This window comes from Amycolatopsis keratiniphila (assembly GCF_000400635.2).
GTDB classification, from domain to species: domain Bacteria; phylum Actinomycetota; class Actinomycetes; order Mycobacteriales; family Pseudonocardiaceae; genus Amycolatopsis; species Amycolatopsis keratiniphila.
In genome coordinates this window covers 5,382,282-5,400,616 of sequence record NC_021252.1, presented here as the reverse complement: position 1 = coordinate 5,400,616, position 18,335 = coordinate 5,382,282, and the positions used below count along the sequence as shown (strand labels likewise).

Annotated in this window: 15 protein-coding genes; 6 read left to right on the top strand and 9 right to left on the bottom strand. The window is 68.5% G+C overall.

What is annotated here, in order from left to right; genetic code table 11:
• Positions 1–48: 48 nt before the first annotated feature.
• The 4 genes from AORI_RS65320 to AORI_RS65305 all read right to left on the bottom strand — a co-directional run bounded on the left by AORI_RS65320 (position 49) and on the right by AORI_RS65305 (position 5,077).
• Positions 49–1,647 carry a purple acid phosphatase family protein gene (locus AORI_RS65320; protein WP_016335200.1) on the bottom strand — a complete coding sequence of 533 codons (1,599 nt, stop codon included), beginning with the start codon at positions 1,645–1,647 and terminating at the stop codon, positions 49–51.
• A 266-nt stretch (positions 1,648–1,913) separates the two neighbouring features.
• Positions 1,914–2,183 carry a hypothetical protein gene (locus tag AORI_RS65315; RefSeq protein WP_043848199.1) on the bottom strand — a complete coding sequence of 90 codons (270 nt, stop codon included), beginning with the start codon at positions 2,181–2,183 and terminating at the stop codon, positions 1,914–1,916.
• 160 nt (positions 2,184–2,343) lie between these two features.
• Positions 2,344–4,296 carry a glycerol kinase GlpK gene (gene glpK, locus AORI_RS65310; protein ID WP_016335198.1) on the bottom strand — a complete coding sequence of 651 codons (1,953 nt, stop codon included), beginning with the start codon at positions 4,294–4,296 and terminating at the stop codon, positions 2,344–2,346.
• 13 nt (positions 4,297–4,309) lie between these two features.
• Complete coding sequence (locus AORI_RS65305) at positions 4,310–5,077, bottom strand: IclR family transcriptional regulator (RefSeq protein WP_016335197.1); 768 nt, start codon at positions 5,075–5,077, stop codon at positions 4,310–4,312.
• A gap of 151 nt (positions 5,078–5,228) precedes the next feature.
• On the opposite strand from AORI_RS65305, the gene AORI_RS65300 reads away from it, so the two are divergent.
• The 3 genes from AORI_RS65300 to glpD are packed head-to-tail and all read left to right on the top strand — an operon-like array spanning position 5,229 to position 9,297.
• Positions 5,229–6,050: an MIP/aquaporin family protein gene (locus tag AORI_RS65300; RefSeq protein ID WP_016335196.1), complete on the top strand. Its 822-nt coding sequence runs from the start codon at positions 5,229–5,231 to the stop codon at positions 6,048–6,050.
• 11 nt (positions 6,051–6,061) lie between these two features.
• Complete coding sequence (glpK, locus tag AORI_RS65295) at positions 6,062–7,579, top strand: glycerol kinase GlpK (protein WP_016335195.1); 1,518 nt, start codon at positions 6,062–6,064, stop codon at positions 7,577–7,579.
• Positions 7,580–7,584: 5 nt separating this feature from the next.
• Positions 7,585–9,297 (top strand): glycerol-3-phosphate dehydrogenase, encoded by a 1,713-nt coding sequence (glpD, locus tag AORI_RS65290; RefSeq protein WP_043848198.1) that lies wholly within the window; start codon positions 7,585–7,587, stop codon positions 9,295–9,297.
• A gap of 53 nt (positions 9,298–9,350) precedes the next feature.
• Here glpD and AORI_RS65285 read toward each other — a convergent pair whose 3' ends face one another.
• Positions 9,351–10,082: an SDR family oxidoreductase gene (locus AORI_RS65285; protein ID WP_016335193.1), complete on the bottom strand. Its 732-nt coding sequence runs from the start codon at positions 10,080–10,082 to the stop codon at positions 9,351–9,353.
• A 113-nt stretch (positions 10,083–10,195) separates the two neighbouring features.
• Here AORI_RS65285 and AORI_RS65280 point away from each other — a divergent pair, with 113 nt between their 5' ends.
• Positions 10,196–10,672 (top strand): RrF2 family transcriptional regulator, encoded by a 477-nt coding sequence (locus AORI_RS65280; RefSeq protein ID WP_016335192.1) that lies wholly within the window; start codon positions 10,196–10,198, stop codon positions 10,670–10,672.
• A 502-nt stretch (positions 10,673–11,174) separates the two neighbouring features.
• Here the strand turns inward: AORI_RS65280 and AORI_RS65275 are convergent.
• Positions 11,175–11,981 (bottom strand): NmrA family NAD(P)-binding protein, encoded by an 807-nt coding sequence (locus AORI_RS65275; protein ID WP_016335191.1) that lies wholly within the window; start codon positions 11,979–11,981, stop codon positions 11,175–11,177.
• A gap of 140 nt (positions 11,982–12,121) precedes the next feature.
• Here AORI_RS65275 and AORI_RS65270 point away from each other — a divergent pair, with 140 nt between their 5' ends.
• The gene (locus AORI_RS65270; RefSeq protein ID WP_016335190.1) at positions 12,122–12,337 is read left to right on the top strand and encodes a hypothetical protein; all 216 of its coding nucleotides are present in this window, start codon (positions 12,122–12,124) and stop codon (positions 12,335–12,337) included.
• A 159-nt stretch (positions 12,338–12,496) separates the two neighbouring features.
• On the top strand, positions 12,497–15,073 hold the full coding sequence (locus AORI_RS65265) for a glycoside hydrolase family 3 protein (RefSeq protein ID WP_016335189.1): 2,577 nt from the start codon (positions 12,497–12,499) through the stop codon (positions 15,071–15,073).
• Between the two features lie 129 nt (positions 15,074–15,202).
• On the opposite strand, the gene AORI_RS65260 is transcribed toward AORI_RS65265, so the two are convergent.
• The 3 genes from AORI_RS65260 to AORI_RS65250 all read right to left on the bottom strand — a co-directional run bounded on the left by AORI_RS65260 (position 15,203) and on the right by AORI_RS65250 (position 18,270).
• Positions 15,203–16,417, bottom strand: coding sequence for an IS30 family transposase (locus AORI_RS65260; RefSeq protein WP_420806970.1), 1,215 nt, complete (start codon positions 16,415–16,417; stop codon positions 15,203–15,205).
• Positions 16,418–16,501: 84 nt separating this feature from the next.
• On the bottom strand, positions 16,502–17,467 hold the full coding sequence (locus tag AORI_RS65255) for an aldo/keto reductase (protein WP_016335187.1): 966 nt from the start codon (positions 17,465–17,467) through the stop codon (positions 16,502–16,504).
• 2 nt (positions 17,468–17,469) lie between these two features.
• Positions 17,470–18,270, bottom strand: coding sequence for an SDR family oxidoreductase (locus tag AORI_RS65250; protein WP_016335186.1), 801 nt, complete (start codon positions 18,268–18,270; stop codon positions 17,470–17,472).
• Positions 18,271–18,335: the final 65 nt, after the last annotated feature.

Here is an 18,335-nt window from a genome sequence, read left to right as displayed (position 1 = left end):
CCCGTCTTGTTCATGTCATGACTCTGTAACGACAGGAAGAGCCGCAGGTCAGGAACGCTGCACGATGATCTGGTCGACGAGCGTGCCGTCGGCGCTGATCGCGCGAACGTCCATTTTGGGCGGTGTGGTGCCCGTGCCCGCGATGACGTCGACCGCGACCAGGCTGTAGCCACGGAACCGGACCCGGGACCAGGTGACCTTCTTGGTGCGATCCTGGCCGTCCCGTTCCGAGTACTTCATCGGGACAGGGGAGTCGTTGCTCGTCTCGTGACCGAGGTACGTGTCGGGCGCGGGGAACTCGGAGACACTGCCGCCACCGCCGCCCGCGGTGATGTAGGTGGTCCCGTCCTTGACCGGGTTCGTGGTCCCGCGCGAGGGCACCTTCTTGACGGCCTTGCCCGCCCGGATCGGGTCGGTGCGTTCGTAGATGTGGTTGTGGCCGTTGAGCACCAGGTCGACCTGGTACTTGTCGAACAGCGGTGCCCAGTCCTTCTGCGCGCCGAGTTCGGCACCGTTGGAATGACAGGTGGAATACGTGCACTGGTGGCAGTAGACGACGATGAAGTCGATCGTGGGGTCGGCGCGGAAGGCGGCGAGCGTCTTGCCGAGCCAGTTGAGCTGCTTGCCCTTGGTGTAGTCCAGATTGGACGGACTGTTGTAACAGACGTCGTTGCCGTCCAGGCTGATCATGCCGACGTTCTGGTAACGCCACGAGTAGATGCAGGTGGAGCCGTCCCAGGCGTTGTCCGGCATGGTGAAGCGCGCCCGCACACCGCCGTAACCGTCCTCGGAGTACCAGCCCTCCATCTCGTGGTTGCCGAGCGCCATCATCCACGGGATCCCGGCGGTGACCGGTTCGTTCTGCACGAAGAAGGAGTCCCAGAGCCGCGCGTCGTACTGGTCTTCCTCCGGGTGCCCGCCTTCGCCTTCGAGGGCGTAGCTCAGGTCGCCCATGGCGAGGTGGAAGGCCGGGTCGAGGCCCGCGATCAGGCTGCTGGTCGCGACGGCGTTGTAGCCGACGCCCTGGTCGCCGAAAGCGGTGAAGGTGAACGTGCCGTCGCCGCCCGGGGCGGGCGCGGTGCGGAAACTCGCCATCTCACCGAGCCGGGCGGCGGGGTCGTAGCCCTCGTGCCCGACGACGTAGTAGTACGTGGTGTTGGGCAGGAGGCGGTCGATCCGGGCGTGGAGGTAGTACTGGGTGATCGACTTCGGGCTGTTCGGCGGGACCTCCTCGACCGGATGCTGCCAGGACATCTGGCTGGTCAGCGCCCGGACCTCGGCCTGGATGGGCGGGCTGAAGTCACCCGGTACGGTGCCGATCCGGACGAATGGCGCGGTCACCGCCGCGGGCACCTGCCAGGAGACGACGACCTGCTGGGACGGGTCGGCCCCGTAGGCGATGTGCCGGCCGAACGGTCGCAGCGCCGATCCCGCGACCTTGTCGGCGTTGAGCAGCACCGTCGGCCCGGGGGAGGCCGCGGCCGTGCCCGGGAGCAGGACGCCGCCGGCGGCGAGTGCCGCCCCGCCCACCGCGCCCACCCGGAACAGGGTCCGCCGCGAATACCGCTTGACGAAATTGTCGTGTTTTTCGGCCAGGCTGAGTCGACGATAGGCTTCGGACCTGCTGTTTCGGGAAGTTTCGGCCATGAAATCGAAGTTAAGAAGGCTTCTTAACTAAGTCAAGAGGTGTATGGCCATCCGATGACCGGCTGCACCGAACCGTGCAAGTGACTCCGGGCATAGACGACTTTGTGCCCGAACGGCGATCACGCGTGATCAGGCGGCGCACACACGTGATTGAACAGCGATCATGCGTGATTGAACAGCGATCATGCGTGATCAGGCGGCGATCATCGTGATCGCCGCTCAATCACGCGAGATCGCCGCTCAATCACGCGAGTTGCGGCTTCGGGTCAGACCAGTTCGGACGAGACGACGGAAGGCAGGTCGCGCAGCCTGGCCAGCAGGGGCTCGACCTCGGCGGCGTCGATCAGGACGGCGCAGGTCATGGTGCTTTCCCGGACGCCGTCGCGGACGTCGACGGACAGGTCGTGGACCAGGCAGCCGAGCGCGTCGAGCAGGCCGGGGATCTGTTCGACGCCGCCGACGAAGTACGTGGCGATCCGGCGGCGGACCAGCATGGACGAGCGAGGGGAGGGAACCTGGAAAGCGGTGATCGACATCGTGGTCTCCAAAGGCGGGAAAACGTACAGGCCATGGAGGGCCAGGTCCCGGGAGATGCCCCGTATCGAGGGGTCGCCGGAATGCGCGCCGGCGACCTGGTTCAGCCGGCGCGCTTGACTACGAGTCGAGTCCAGTAGCGCACGGCGACAGGGTAACACGTCATGAGAGCCGCAGCCGGGAGCCTTGCTCGCGGACGTGCTCGGCGGAGCCGCAGTCGAGGTCCAGCTGCCGCTGCCGCTCGGCCACGAACGCCCGGCCGAGGCCGGTGCGATCCGAAGTGGACAGTGTGCGCCGGAGTTCGTTCAGCAACCCGCGTTCTTCCGCGCGGATATGCGCGTCCACCGAATTCTCCAGCGCCGCCAACGCCTTCTCGGAGTCGGCGGACTCCAGCACGGCCAGCAGCTCGTCCGCGAGCCCGCTCTCCGTCGCATCGGGACGGACGATCCGCTCCGTCGCGGTCGCATGGGCGACCAAGGACGCCGAGAGCTCGGCGATCAGCGCCGGACGGTCGGCCTCGTCGTTGCGCAGGTCCCGGAACAGTTGTTCGATCCGGCGGTGATCGGCCAGGACGACCTCGACCAGGTCGGAGCCCGGGGGAGCCGCCGTCGGGCCGGGGCGCATCCAGCCGAAGGTCAGCTCCACGGCCTGACGCCAGTGTGAGTACTCACTGTCGCGGCGGGCGGGGTCCATAGTCGGCAGCCACTGCCCGGCGCGGTGCCAGTTCCGGCGCAGACCCTCCAGGTCCGGCCAGTAACCGACCGACAATCCGGCCGCGTAAGCCGCGCCGAGCGACACCGTCTCGGCGACCATCGGGCGCACCACCGGCACGTCGAGGACGTCGGCGACGAACTGCATCAGCAGGTTGTCGGCGGTCATCCCGCCGTCCACTTTGAGCGTCGACAGCGCGAGTCCGGAGTCGGCGTTCATCGCGTCGACCACCTCGCGGGTCTGCCAGCCCGTCGCCTCCAGCACCGCCCTGGCCAGATGCCCCTTGGTGATGTACGACGTCAGCCCGGCGATCACACCGCGTGCCTCGCTGTGCCAGTGCGGTGCGAACAGGCCAGAGAACGCGGGCACGATGTAGCAGCCGCCGTTATCCTCGACCGTCCGCGCCAGCGTCTCGATCTCGGGTGCGCTGCCGATCAGTTCGAGTCCGTCGCGGAACCACTGCACCAGCGAGCCGGTGACCGCGATCGACCCTTCGAGCGCGTACACGGCGGGCTCGTCGCCGATCTTGAACCCGACGGTGGTCAGCATGCCGTGCGCCGAGAGCACCGGCGTCGGACCGGTGTTGAGCAGCAGGAAGCTGCCGGTTCCGTACGTGCATTTCGCCTCGCCGGGGGCGAAGCAGGTCTGGCCGAACAGCGCCGCCTGCTGGTCGCCGAGCGCCGCCGCGATCCGGATGCCCGGGACCACCCGCGACGTCGTCCCGTACACCTCGGTCGACGGCCGGATCTCCGGCAGCATGGCGCGCGGGACGTCGAAGAACTCCAGCAGTTCGTCGTCCCACGACAGCGTGCGCAGGTTCATCAGCATGGTGCGCGAGGCGTTGGTGACGTCGGTGACGTGGACGCCGCCCTCGGGGCCGCCGGTCAGGTTCCAGATCAGCCAGCTCTCCACCGTCCCGAAGAGGACGTCGCCGCGTTCGGCGCGTTCCCGCAGGCCAGGCGTGCGTTCCAGCATCCACCGGATACGCGGCGCGGAGAAGTACGTGGCCAGCGGCAGCCCGCACAGCCGCCGGACGCGGTCCGCGCCCGGCTCGCGGGCGAGGTGTTCGAGCATCGCGTCGGTGCGGGTGTCCTGCCAGACGATCGCCCGTCCGACCGGGTTGCCGGTGTGCCTGTCCCACAGCACCGTCGTCTCGCGCTGGTTGGCGATGCCGAGGCCGACCACCTGCCCGGCTTCGGCGCCGGCGTCGGCCAGCGCCTGCGGCACGATCCGGCCGACGTTGCGCCAGATCTCCGTCGCGTCGTGTTCGACCCAGCCCGGCCGCGGGAAATGCTGGGTGTGTTCGCGCTGCGCGACCGACACCAGCCTGCCGCGCGCGTCGAACAGGATGCACCGCGTCGAGGTGGTGCCCTGGTCGATCGACATCACGTAGCGCTGGACCACGCGAGCACCTCCATCACCATCGGGACGCGCCGAGATCGCGGGAGACCGCCCGTGCCGCGTCGCGCACGTGGCCGAGCAGCCGCGGGATCGGGCTGCCGTCGGCTTCACAGATCCGTTCCGCCGCGCCGGAGACCCCGATCGCGCCGACCACGATGCCGCCGTGGCCGCGGATCGGCGCGGCGATCCCGGCCTCGCCGGTGATCATTTCGCCGTTCTCGCTCGCCCAGCCCGCCTCGCGCACCTTGCCGCAGGCGCGTTTGATCGCGGTCTGGGTGACCAGGGTCCGGCGGGTGTAGGCCTCCGGTCCGCCGGTGCGCAACGATGCCACGAGACCGGTGTCGTAGGCCAGAAGGACTTTCCCGAGCGCCGTCGCGTGCAACGGCAGAAGTGTGCCGACGTCGAGCGTCTGCAGGCTGTCGTCGGGCCGGAACACGTGGTGCACCACCAGGACCCGGCCCTCCAGCGGCGCGCCGATGCGGACGGCCTCGCCGCTGCGCGCGGCCAGCGCGTCGGCCCAGTTGATCGCGCGGGAGCGGAGTTCGTTGACGTCAAGGTAGCTCGTGCCGAGGTGCAGGAGCGCCGCGCCCAGTTGGTATTTCCCGGTGTCGCGGTCTTGTTCGACAAAGCCGACCCCTTGCAGGGTGCGGAGGATCCCGTGCGCCGTTCCCTTGGCGAGTTCGAGGGAATCGGCGATCTCGCCGACCCCGAGACGGCCGGAACCGCGCGCCAGCAACCGCAGGATCGCGGCGGCGCGCTCGATGGACTGGATCGGACCGGGCACGGCCCAACCGTAGCTCGACCGGCCTTGATTCGACAATGTCGAACATCGTCTTCGGACGTTCGACAATGCCGACCGGCGTCCGTTGACCCCGGGTTTCCCCGAACTTAACTTCGGCCTCAACAGGGCAACGGTGTCCTTTGTGGAGGAAGCAATGGTGCGAAACCTCAAGGCTCGCGGACTGGCGGGCGAACTGGCGGCGGAGTTCGTCGGGACGATGATCCTCATCCTGTTCGGCTGCGGGGTGGTGGCCCAAGTCGTCGCCGCGGGCATCGGGGACCACGACAGCATCGCGTGGGCGTGGGGAATCGGTGTCACGCTGGGTATCTACGTGGCTTCACGGATCAGCGGCGCGCATTTGAACCCCGCCATCACCGTGGCGCTCGCGGTGTTCAAGGGCTTCTCGTGGCGCAAGGTCGCCCCGTACGCCCTGGCGCAGACCGCCGGCGCGTTCCTCGGCGCGCTGCTGGTGCGCTGGAACTACACCGAGGTGCTCAACGCCGCGGACCCCGGCCTGACGATCAAGACCCAGGGTGTGTTCTCCACTCTTCCGGGTAACGGAACCCTGCCGGTGGGTGACTGGGGCGCCTTCCGCGACCAGATCATCGGCACCGCGATCCTGGCGCTGGTGATCTTCGCCATCACCGACCTCCGCAACACCGCGCCCGCCGCGAACCTCGCCCCGGTCGTCGTCGGCTTCCTGGTGGTCGCGATCGGCATGGCCTGGGGCACCAACGCCGGCTACGCGATCAACCCCGCCCGCGACTTCGGCCCGCGCCTGATGTCCTGGCTCACCGGCTACGACACCGCGTTCACCGACCAGTACGGCTATCCGTACTGGTGGATCCCGATCGTGGCGCCGGTGATCGGCGCGGTCATCGGCGGGGCGATCTACAAGTTCTTCATCGAGCGTTACCTGCCCGCCGAACCGGCACCGGAAGCCTTGCCCGCCAAGGACATCGAGCGCGTTTCCTAAGGAGAGAAACCATGCCTGACTACATCGGCGCCGTCGACCAGGGCACCACCAGCACGCGCTTCATGATCTTCGACCACGGCGGCAACGAGATCGCCCGCCACCAGCTCGAGCACGAGCAGATCCTCCCCAAGCCGGGCTGGGTCGAGCACGACGCGACCGAGATCTGGGAGCGGACCCGGTCGGTCATCGCCACCGCGCTCAACAAGGCGAAGCTGACCGCCGCCGACCTCGCGTCGCTCGGCATCACCAACCAGCGTGAGACCACCGTCGTGTGGAACCGCCGCACCGGGCGGCCGTACTGCAACGCCATCGTGTGGCAGGACACCCGCACCGACCGGATCGCCTCGGCGCTCGAACGCGAGGGCAAGGGCGACGTCATCCGGCGGAAGGCCGGTCTGCCGCCCGCCACCTACTTCTCCGGTGGCAAGCTGCAGTGGATCCTGGAGAACGTCGAGGGCGTCCGCGAAGACGCCGAAAAGGGTGACGCGCTCTTCGGTACCACCGACACCTGGCTCATCTGGAACCTCACCGGCGGGTCCGACGGCGGCGTGCACGTGACGGATCCGACCAACGCGTCGCGCACCATGCTCATGGACCTGGAAACGCTGGAGTGGGACGACGAACTGCTGTCGTTCTTCGGCGTCCCCAAGCAGATGCTGCCGTCGATCGCGCCGTCGTCGAACAACGGCCGCTTCGGCGTGACCCGTGCGGACGGCCCGCTCGGCGGCGAGGTCGCCATCACCGGTGTGCTCGGCGACCAGCAGGCGGCGACCGTCGGCCAGGTGTGCTTCCGCCCCGGCGAGGCCAAGAACACCTACGGCACCGGCAACTTCCTGCTCCTCAACACCGGGCACGAGGTCGTGCGCTCGAAGCACGGGCTGCTCACGACGCTGGCCTACCAGTTCGGCGACGAGAAGCCGGTGTACGCGCTGGAGGGCTCCATCGCCGTCACGGGTTCCGCCGTGCAGTGGCTGCGCGACCAGTTGGGCATCATCAGCGGCGCGTCCCAGAGCGAGAGCCTCGCGCGGCAGGTCGAGGACAACGGCGGCGTCTACTTCGTCCCCGCGTTCTCCGGGCTTTTCGCCCCGTACTGGCGTTCCGACGCACGCGGCGCGATCGTTGGCCTCACCCGCGCCACCACCAACGCGCATCTGGCGCGGGCGACGCTTGAAGCGATCTGCTACCAGACCCGCGACGTCGTCGAGGCCATGCAGAACGACTCCGGCGTCACGCTCGACGTGTTGCGTGTGGACGGTGGCGTGACCGCCAACGAACTCTGCATGCAGCTGCAGGCCGACATCCTCGGCGTGCCGGTGTCGAAGCCGGTGGTCGCCGAGACCACCGCGCTCGGTGCCGCCTACGCGGCCGGGCTCGCCGTCGGGTTCTGGAAGAACACCGACGAGCTGGAACAGAACTGGAACGAGGACAAGCGCTGGGAGCCGTCGTGGACGGACGAACAGCGCGCCGAGGGCTACGCGGGCTGGCAGAAGGCCGTCGGCCGCACGCTCGACTGGGTCGAGGTCGAGTGAGCCCGATGAACAGGAGGAACAAGGTGACACCCGTACCGCTTTCCCCGGTCTACCGTGCCGAGACGCTGCGCAAGCTCGCTCGCGAGGAGATCGACGTGCTGGTCGTCGGCGGGGGAGTGACCGGTGCCGGCGTCGCACTCGACGCGGCGTCGCGCGGCCTCTCCGTCGCGCTCGTCGAGGCCCGCGACTTCGCCGCCGGAACGTCGAGCCGGTCTTCGAAGCTGATCCACGGTGGGCTGCGTTATCTGGAGAACCTGGACTTCAAGCTGGTCCGCGAGGCGCTGAAGGAACGCAGCCTGCTCCTGCAGACCCTCGCGCCGCATCTGGTCCGGCCGGTGAAGTTCCTGGTGCCGCTCAAGCACCGCGTCTGGGAACGCGGCTACATCGGCGCGGGTGTCACGCTCTACGACACCCTCGGCGGAGCGCGGGCCCTGCCGCGGCACCGGCATCTGTCGAAGCGCGGCGCGGGCAAGGTCGCCCCCGGCCTCGCGGACGACGCCCTGATCGGCGCCATCCAGTACTACGACGCCCAGGTCGACGACGCCCGCCACACGATGACCATCGCGCGGACGGCGGCCGAGCAAGGTGCTTCCGTCCTCACTCGCGCGCGGGTGACCTCGCTGATCCGCGACGGCGAACGTGTCGTCGGGGCCAAGGTCGTCGACCGCGAGAGCGGTGCGGAGATCGAGGTCCGGGCGAAGACGGTCGTCGCGGCCACCGGCGTGTGGAGCGACGACATGGCCGAAGCGGCGGGCATCCCCGCGCCGTTCACCGTGCGTGCTTCGAAGGGCATCCACCTGGTGGTGCCGCGCGAGAAGATCGACCTGGACACCGGGCTGATCCTGCGCACCGAGAAGAGCGTGCTGTTCGTCATCCCGTGGGGACGGCACTGGATCGTCGGCACCACTGACACCGAATGGGACCTCGACCGCGAGCACCCGGCGGCCAGCCAGGCGGACGTCGACTACGTGCTCGACCACCTCAACGCCGTTCTCCGCACGCCGATCACCGCCGACGACATCGAAGGCGTGTACGCCGGGCTTCGGCCGCTGCTCGCCGCGAAGGCGACATCGACCACGAAGCTGTCGCGGGAGCACGCCGTGGCGCATCCGGTGCCGGGTCTGGTGATCGTGGCCGGCGGCAAGTACACGACGTACCGCGTGATGGCCGCCGACGCGGTCGACGTCGCGGTGGAGGACCTCGGCCGCCCCGCGCCGTCGTCGTGGACCGAGCGGCTGCCGATCGTCGGCGCGACCGGTTACCACGAGCTGTGGGGTGCGCGGCATTCGCTCGTGCAGCGCACGGGGCTGCCCATCGCCCGCATCGAGCATCTCCTCCAGCGCTACGGCACCGCGATCGAGGACATCCTGGAGTCGATCTCGGACCGTCCCGAACTGGGCGAAGCGATCCCGGGGACGGCGGAGTACCTGAAGGCGGAGGTCGTTTACGCGGTCTCGCACGAGGGCGCGCTGCACCTGGAGGACGTGCTGACGCGGCGCACACGGATCTCCATCGAGGAGCGGGATCGCGGCGTGACCGCGGCGCCGGTGGTGGCGGAGCTGATGGCGCCGCTGCTGGGCTGGGACTCGCACAAGCAGGAACGCGAGGTCGCGAACTACCTCGCGCGGGTCGAAGCGGAACGTTCCGCGCAGGCCCAGCCGGACGACGAGGCGGCGAACGCCAGCCGTCTCGCGGCTCCGGCGCTGCTGCCGAGCTGAAGCGCGTGAAGGCCCCCTTCCCTCTGCTGAGCCGAGGGAAGGGGGCCTTCACGTTACTTGAGCCAGTCGAGGTAGCGGGTCTCGGCGATACGGGCGCCGTCCTTCGTGGTGAGCACGTCACCCTTGACCGCGGAGAACATGCCCGCCGTCTCGTCGACGGTCACCGGACGCGTGTCTCCCTTGGCGGACAAGGTGATCCGGCCCAATTCGTCCAGCGGGTAGACGTCCGGGCCGCCCACGTCGAGGGTGCCGTTCAACGGCTTTCCCGCCGAGACCTCGGAAACCGCGGCGGCGACGTCGGCCGCGGCGATCGGCTGGATCGGCGTGCTGGGCAGGCGGACCGCGGTCTCGTCGGAGGTCCAGGAAAGGACCGCGTCGACGAATTCCATGAACTGGGTGGCGCGGACGATCGAGTAGGGGACACCGCTCTCCTTGAGGATGTCCTCCTGCAGGGTCTTGGCCCGGTAGTAGTCGAGCTCCGGCACCTGGTCGACACCGACGATCGACAGGATCACGAAGTGCCCCGTGCCCGCCTTCTTCGCGGCTGCCACAAGGTTGTCCATCGACGTCCGGAAGAACGCGGGGGAGGCGTCGTCGAAGGTCGGCGAGTTGGTGAGGTTGACGACCACGTCGGCGCCGTCGAGCGCGCTGTCCAGGCCCTGGCCGGTGAGCAGGTCGACCCCGGTGGACGGCGAATGCGGCACCGCCTCGTGTCCCGCCTCGTTCAGATTGTGCACGACCTGCGAGCCGATCAGCCCGGTCCCGCCGATGATCGCGAATTTCATGACCCAGTGCCCTTCGTCGGTGGCGCCCGTAAACCCGGACACCGCATGTCCGAGATATTACTCGGATAGATTGTGTCCGAGTCAAGAGGCGGGTTAGAGTCATCGGGGTGAAGATGTCCGGTGGGGTCGAGTGGGCCCTGCACTGCTGTGTCGTGCTGACCTCCGTCGACGAACCCGCGCCCGCCGCGCGCCTGGCGCAGCTGCACGACGTCTCGCCGAGCTACCTCGCGAAGCAGCTCCAGGCCCTTTCGCGGGCCGATCTCATCCGGTCGGTGCAGGGGAAGGCCGGCGGCTACGTCCTCACCAGGCCGCCTTCGGAGATCACGGTGCTCGACGTAGTCGAGGCCATCGACGGGCCCGGCCCGGCCTTCATCTGCACCGAGATCCGGCAGCGCGGCCCGATGGCGACGCCGCCCGAGGCGTGCACGACGCCGTGCGCCATCAGCCGCGCGATGGCGAACGCCGAGGTTCAGTGGCGGGCGGCGTTGCGCGCTGTGTCCATCGCGGATCTGGCCGACGACGTCCGGGGCGACTACGGTCCGGGCGCGCTCGCGGGGATCGGCGCGTGGTTCAAGGCCGCCGAGGGGTAGCGCGCCGGTCCGGGTGGTCGCGTTGGACGGCACGTGTGACCGGACGGACGACACGCGTGACTGAGTGGACGACACGCGTGTCCAGCCGGACGACTCGCGGCAGGATCGGTCGCGTCCGGGTGTCGTCCACCCAGTCACGCATCGACTCGGTTCGGGTGGTCGTGATTGGCGTTCGGGGTTAGAACAGGTCGGTATTTGCGTACCCAGGTCTTAGCAAGGCGAATGTGAATGTCAGCGGTCGCCGAAGGGGTTCCGGAAGCTCGCCGTGGCACGGTCGAGTGTGGAGGATTTGGGACGTTGAGTGTCCCGAATCCTCCACGCTCGAATCACCTCGCCGGTCCGAGGTCGTTGCTCGGCGTACCTGGTGTCGACGATGTAGGAGTCGGGACGTTGAGTGTCCTGATTCCTACATCGTCGAGGAGTCGATCGCGGGCGTCGGGCTCCGCCGCTCAGGCCCGCTGCACCACCCCGGTGCTGGAAATCGTGAAGGCGGTCGGACCGCTCAAGGCTTGAACCGGTCGGCGTACTCGGCGACCCACTGCGCGAACGTGCGGGCAGGCCGTCCGGTCACCTTCTCGATCGTGTCGACGACGGTGCGCGCCTCCAGGGGCGGATCGCTGTGCCAGCCGACGACGTACTCGGCGTCCGCGACCGAGACACCCTCGGCCAGCAGCCGGTCGATCGCCTGCTGCCGCGTGATCTTCGCCAGCGCGATGTCGCGGCCGACCGCTGAGCCGAGTATCGCGATCCGTTCGCTCGTGGTCAGTGCCTGCGGTCCGGTGAGGTTGTAGACCTTGCCCGAATGCCCGTCCTCGACGAGCGCGGTGGCGGCGACGGCGCCGATGTCGCCCTCGTGCACCACGGCGCTCGGAAGGTCGAACGGCTCGCGGATCACGCCTTCGGCACGAACCGAATCGACCCAGGTCAGGGCGTTGGACATGAACTCCTGCGGCTCCAGGCGAGTCCATTCGACCCCGGATTCGGCCATGGCCTGTTCAGTCGGCCCGACGTAACCGCCCCACACGATGGTCATCCGGCGCACGCCCGCGTCCACGGCGCGCTTGACCAGATCGGCGCCGACCTCGGCGAGCCCCGCCGTGACGGTGATGTGCAGCTTGGTGACACCTTCCAGGGCTTCGGTCAGTGTCTCGGGAGCGGTGTGGGTGCCTTTCACGAGTTCGACGCCCGCCGGAAGCCGGGCTTCGGCGGGATTCCTGGTGAGGGCCCGGACGCGTTCCCCGCGGCGGACGAGTTCGGCCACCACGTGGCGGCCGGTGTTCCCGGTTGCTCCGGTTACCAACACGGTCATGAGTGATTCCCTTCGTTTCCGGCGAAGGTAAAAGCTCAAGTAACGTGGAGGTAAGCGGACCGGTCAGGAATCGAGAAGCGTCTGTGCCCCCGGGATCCCTAGCGTCTTCGCCACAGGCAAAACGACTCCAGGAGGTTCTCGTGAGCAAGCGGATCCGGACGTTCCACCGATGGACGTCGCTCGTCTTCGTCGCCACCGTCATCGTCTGCTTCGTTGTGGTGGCGCAGGGCGATCCGGCGCAGTGGGTGCTCTATACGCCTCTGCCGCCGCTCTTCCTGCTGATGTTCAGCGGGCTGTACCTGTTCGCGCTGCCGTACACCGCCAAGCGGCGCAATCGGCGGCGGATGGCCGGATGAGTCTTAGTTCACGGCAAAAATTAACAGGCGGCATATCGCCCCGAAACTCTTGACGCCGCCGCCGGGGCCGGTGAGGATCGGCCGGTCCCCGCCTCCCGCAGAATGGACCAGACCATGGCAAGACGTGCTCGCGCGCGCCGAAGTCCGCTGATCGCCTTGATGAGTCTCACCCTGCTCGGCGGGGCCGTGGTGGCCACGCCCGCCGCCGTCGCCGCCGAGCAGCCGGTGATCGGGAAACCCGCGCTCGACCGGGACGGCTGTGCCCGCATCGAGAAGAGCCTGCCGACGCTGGCCGACTGGCCGAAGGTCGAGAGCCGCTTCAAGGGCAAGCCCGGTGACGAGCAGCGGATCGCCAGGATCCTCGAGGGGATGACCCTCGAAGAGAAGGTCGGGCAGATGACGCAGCCCGAGATCGCCGCGATCACCCCCGACGAGGTCCGGCAGTACTCGATCGGCTCGGTCCTCAACGGCGGCGGCTCGTGGCCGAACAAGGACAAGCACGCGTCCCAGCAGGACTGGCTGAAGCTCGCCGATTCCTATTGGGACGCCGCCAAGAGCAGCAGGACGAAGATCCCGGTGATCTGGGGCATCGATGCCGTGCACGGCAACAACAACGTGTACGGGGCCACCGTCTTCCCGCACAACATCGGGCTCGGCGCGGCGCACGACCCGTGCCTGGTGCGCGACATCTCCGCGGCGACGGCCCGGCAGATCCGCGCCACCGGCCAGGACTGGGCCTTCGCGCCGACACTGGCCGTCGTGAAAGACGACCGCTGGGGACGCACCTACGAAGGGTTCTCCGAGGACCCGCGGATCACCAGGGCCTACGGCTACGAGGCGATCAACGGTCTCCAGGACGGCTCGACCAAACGCATCGGCTACAACGGCGTGATCGGCACCGCCAAGCACTTCATCGGCGACGGCGGCACCCTCAAGGGGCAGGACCAGGGCGTCAACCCGTCGTCCGAGGCCGAGATGATCAACGTCCACGGCCAGGGCTACTACGGCGCGCTCGCCGCGGGGTCCCAGACCGTGATGGTGTCGTTCAACAGCTGGACCAACGCCGAGCTCGGCATCGACGAGGGCAAGCTGCACGGCAGCGACAAGGCGCTGAACCAGATCCTCAAGGGCAAGATGGGCTTCGACGGCCTCGTCGTGTCCGACTGGAACGGCATCGGCCAGGTTCCCGGCTGCACCAACGCCTCCTGCCCGCAGGCGATCAACGCCGGCATCGACATCGTGATGGTGCCGAACGACTGGAAGGCGTTCATCGCCAACACGGTCGCCCAGGTCAACAACGGCCAGATCCCGCTCTCGCGGATCGACGACGCGGTGACCCGAATCCTGCGCGTGAAGCTCCGCTCCGGGCTGTACGAGTCGCAGAAGCCGTCGGACCGTTCTTACGCGAACTCCGACGAAGCGCTGAAGGAGACCTGGCTGGCGCGCGACGCGGTCCGCTCCTCGCAGACGCTACTGAAGAACAACGGCAACGTGCTGCCGCTCAAGCCGAAGTCGAAGGTGCTCGTGGTCGGCAAGAGCGCGGACAGCATCCAGAACCAGACCGGCGGCTGGACACTGAGCTGGCAGGGGACCGGCAACACCAACGCCGACTTCCCGAACGCCACGTCGATCCTGGCCGGGCTCAAGCAGCAGCTCGGCGACGTCAACGTCACCTTCAACGAGAAGGGCGACACCGACCCGAAGGGCTACGACGCGGTCATCGCCGTCATCGGTGAGACCCCGTACGCGGAAGGCGTCGGCGACCTGACACGCAAGACCCTGGAGGCGTCGAGGCTCTATCCCGAGGACCTGGCCGTGCTGGACAAGGTCCGCGGGAAGGGCGCTCCGGTCGTCACCGTCTACGTCGGCGGACGCCCGCTGTACATGAACAAGGAGATCAACCGCTCCGACGCGTTTGTCGCCGCCTGGCTGCCGGGCACCGAAGGCGGTGGCGTCGCCGATGTCCTGGTCAAGGGCGGCTTCAAGGCCACGCTGCCGTACTCGTGGCCGAAGAGCGCGTGCCAGACGCCGCTGAACGCGGGTTCGGCGGACTACGACCCGCTGTTCAAACTCGGCTACGGCCTCAAGACCGGACAGCGTGTCACCATCGGGCAGCTGGACGAGACGGCCGGGCCGGTGACCTGTGGCTCGACCGGTGGCGGCGGCACCGCGACCGAGGATCTCGAGGTGTTCAACCGTACCGATGTCGCGCCGTACAAGGGTTTCATCGGTTCCGCGGAGAACTGGGGCGGGACCGAGATCGGCCCCGACGGCACCGCGTCGCATGCCGAGATCAACGTCGTGCAGTCGGACGTGAACGTGCAGCAGGACGGGCTCAAGTCGACCTGGACCGGCACCGGCCCGGCGCAGATCTACTTCCAGAACCCGGCCGGTACCAACGATCTGCGCGGTTACCTCAACGCCGACGCGGCGCTGGAGTTCGACACGGTCGTGCACGAGGCGCCCGCCAACCGGACGGTGATCAGCATGCACTGCGTCTACCCGTGCTTCTCCGAGGTGAACGCGACCAAGCTGTTCACCGATCTGGCGGGGGCGCCGAAGTCGACGGTGAAGATCCCGGTGTCGTGCTTCGCGAACGGGCTGGACCTGGAGAACGTCAACACACCGTTCCTGGTGTACACCGACGGCCGGTTCTCGGCTTCGTTCGCGAACGTGCGGTGGGTGCCCAAGGGGGCGCAGGATCCTGACGCGAGACCCTGCTCGAGTCTGAACTGAGTTTCACCGCGAGGCTTCCGGCGCGGCGGGGTCGTGAGTGGCGATTCGGGTTCTAACCCGAATCGCCACTCACGACCGCCTCTGCTGATCAGCAGGTCCAGCGCCCGGGTCCGTGAAGGCCTGGTGGATTCACGTGGTGGTTGCAACACGCATTGTTTGTTGGCCTGAGAGTAGTGCTTCGAGGGCTTCGGTGGGTGTGTGCCAGCCGAGGGTTTCGCGAGGGCGTCCGTTGAGTTCGGTGGCGACCCGGGCGAGGTCGGCTGGGGTGTGCTGGGTGAGGTCGGTGCCTTTGGGGAAGTATTGGCGGAGCAGGCCGTTGGTGTTCTCGTTGGTGCCGCGTTGCCAGGGTGCGTGCGGGTCGCAGAAGTAGATGTCGATCCCGGTGGCCAGGGTGATCTGCTGGTGCTGGGCCATTTCCTTGCCTTGGTCCCAGGTCAGGGATTTGGCCAGCAGGGGCGGCAGCGTGTGGATGATCTCGGTCATGGCGGTGGCGACGGTGGCGGCGTCGCGTCCGTGGGGCAGGTGCAGCAGCATCACGAACCGGGTCGATCGCTCGACCAGGGTCCCGATCGCGGATTTGTTGTCCTTGCCCAGGATCAGATCGCCTTCCCAGTGGCCGGGGACGGCGCGGTCGGCGGCCTCGGCGGGCCGTTCGCTGATGTTGACCATGTCCTTGATGCCGCCGGGGGTGCGTTCCCGGCGGGTCTGGGCCTGCCGGCGGGGCATCCGCAGCGCCCGCCCGGTCCGCAGTGCCTGGGTGAGTTCACGGCGCAGCGCGCCCCGGCCCTGCACATACAGTGCCTGGTAGATCGTTTCGTGTGACACCCGCATCTCCGGCTGGTCGGGGAACTCCAGCACCAGTCTCCGCGCGATCTGACGCGGTGACCACTTGCGGTCCAGCCTGTCCTGCACCACCTGGCGCAACACGGGGTCCGCGGCCAGCTTCGCGGCCTTCGGTCGTTTCGCGCGTTCCTCGGCCGTGTGCTGGGCGCTAACGGCCCGATAAGCGCCCGAGCGGCCGGTGTTACGGGCCAGCTCGCGTGACACCGTGGAGGCCGGGCGGCCGATCGCCCGCCCGATCGCCCGGGGCCCCAGGCCCGCGGCGGTCAAGCAGGCGATCTCTTCCCGCTCGGCCAGGCTCAACCGGACCGGCCCAGGCCGACAGGGTGCGTTACCGATCACCCCGCCAGCCTGCCGGAACAACCGCACCCCCGTCGTCGGGGACAACCCCACCGCCCGCGCCGCCGGCTTCGCCGCCACCCCGGCCCGGACCTGATCCCAAAACCCCACCCGCACCGACCGCGGCAACCATCGATAAACCCGCACAACCCCGCCCCTTCCCACAGACGGTGTTGCAACAACCCCATGACTCCAAGCCTCCTTGAGGGATCCTGAGTCCCTCAAGGAGACCTTCACGGACTCCGTTGGCTAGGCGGTCGCCGGCGGCGACCAGGTCAGCCGCGGATCCGTCTGCACGAAGCTGCCCAGCAGGTGATCGATCCGCGTCAGCGCGTCGAGGTCCAGCACCACCCCGGCCGCCTTCGCGTTCTCGGTCACCTGGGCGGCGGTGCTCGCGCCCATCACCACCGAAGCGACGGTGTTGTGCTGCAACGTCCACGCGAGCGCCAGCTGGGCCATGGTCAGCCCGGCCTCGTCGGCGACACCGCACAGCATGCCGACGCGTTCGAGGAGGTCCGGCAGGAGCAACGGCCGTGTCTCGACCGCCTTCGCGCCCCGGGAGTCCGGCGGGATCTCGCCCGGCCGGTACTTGCCGGTCAGCACGCCCTGCGCGAGGGGGACCGACGCGAACTGGCCGATCCCGGACCGTTCGCACACCGGCATCACCTGTGCCTCGGCGACCCGCCAGAGCATCGAGTAGTGCGGCTGGTTCGCCACCAGCGGGACGCCGTGCCGCTCGGCGATCGGCCGGGCTTCCAGCAGCTGTTCCGCGGTCCATTCCGCGGTGCCCGCGTAGAGGATCTTCCCCTGCCGCACCAGATCCGACAGCGCGAGGAACGTCTCCTCCAGCGGCGTGCGGTAGTCGAACCGCAGCAACTGGTAGACGTCGATGTAGTCGGTGCGCAGACGTCGCAGCGAGCCGTTCACCGAAGTCATCAGGTGCTTGCGGCTGAGGCCGGCGGCGTTGACGCCCGCGCCTTCCGGCCAGAAGACACCGGTGCACAGCACGAGATCGTCGCGGCGCGCGTGGCTCAGCGACGCGGCGAGGTTCTCTTCGGCGGAACCGCCGTCCCAGGCGGCCGCGGTGTGGAACGTCGTGATACCCGCGTCGAGCGCGGCCTGCACGCATTCCGCGCCGTCGGGGTGGGTGAGCCAGTTGCCGTAGGAGATCTCACTGACGGACAGCCCGCTCGCGCCGAGCCTGCGGTACTCCATGGTCACCTCTTCCGCGCGCCGGTTTCGAGGATGGTGCGGTCGATCCATTCGTCGAGCCCGGCCGCCTTGCGGGCGTAGGTCTCCCGCACCGATTCGTGCGGCAGGATCAGGAACTCCTCCGAAGCCAACCCCTGCACGACGGACTCCGCGACATCCTCCGGCTCCAGCAGCGGCGCCGCGGCGGCGATCGCGAGCGCGGCGGGGTGGCCGGCGGCGATACCCGGCTCCAGCAGCGCGGTCCGCACGCCGAGCGGGCACAGCGCGCTGACCCGCACCCCGCGCGGACGGTAGGTGATGGCCAGCCATTCGGCGAGACCGACGGCCGCGTGCTTGGTCACCGAGTACGGCGCGTCGCCGGGGGTGCCCAGCAGGCCCGCGCCCGAGGCCGTGATCAGCAGGTACCCGTGGCCCCGGCTCAGCATCGCGGGGAGCGCGACCTGCGCGGCGTGCACATGCTGCATGACGTTGATCGCCCACGACCGCGTCCACTGCTCGTCCGCGGCGTGCACCCCCGTCCCGAACGCGGCACCGGCGTTGGAGCAGAAGAGGTCCACCGGGCCGAACGCCGCGCGGGCCTCGGTCACCAGCATCTTCAAGTCCTCTTTGGACGACGCGTCGGCGTGGCGCGCGATCGCGGTGCCGCCCGCGGCGGTGATACCGGCGACGACCTCTTTCGCGCCCTCGAGATCGAGATCCGAGACCACCACCCCGGCGGCGCCTTCCGCGGCGAACCGCCTGGCCATGGCGGCGCCGATACCGTGTGCCGCGCCGGTCAGCACGACGACCCGTCCTGTCACTTCCACATGCGCTCCATGGTTATCGATTCTGCGTTCGATGACAATTCTTGTGTTTTGTTATATCGGTGAGC

Bases quoted from the DNA above. Each gene is read 5' to 3' on its own strand.
- glpD (WP_043848198.1), top strand. From the start codon at position 7,585: ATGAACAGGAGGAACAAGGTGACACCCGTACCGCTTTCCCCGGTCTAC.
- AORI_RS65285 (WP_016335193.1), bottom strand. From the start codon at position 10,082: ATGAAATTCGCGATCATCGGCGGGACCGGGCTGATCGGCTCGCAGGTC.
- AORI_RS65315 (WP_043848199.1), bottom strand. From the start codon at position 2,183: ATGTCGATCACCGCTTTCCAGGTTCCCTCCCCTCGCTCGTCCATGCTG.
- AORI_RS65320 (WP_016335200.1), bottom strand. From the start codon at position 1,647: ATGGCCGAAACTTCCCGAAACAGCAGGTCCGAAGCCTATCGTCGACTC.
- AORI_RS65255 (WP_016335187.1), bottom strand. From the start codon at position 17,467: ATGGAGTACCGCAGGCTCGGCGCGAGCGGGCTGTCCGTCAGTGAGATC.
- AORI_RS65280 (WP_016335192.1), top strand. From the start codon at position 10,196: ATGTCCGGTGGGGTCGAGTGGGCCCTGCACTGCTGTGTCGTGCTGACC.
- AORI_RS65275 (WP_016335191.1), bottom strand. From the start codon at position 11,981: ATGACCGTGTTGGTAACCGGAGCAACCGGGAACACCGGCCGCCACGTG.
- AORI_RS65300 (WP_016335196.1), top strand. From the start codon at position 5,229: ATGGTGCGAAACCTCAAGGCTCGCGGACTGGCGGGCGAACTGGCGGCG.
- glpK (WP_016335195.1), top strand. From the start codon at position 6,062: ATGCCTGACTACATCGGCGCCGTCGACCAGGGCACCACCAGCACGCGC.
- AORI_RS65265 (WP_016335189.1), top strand. From the start codon at position 12,497: ATGAGTCTCACCCTGCTCGGCGGGGCCGTGGTGGCCACGCCCGCCGCC.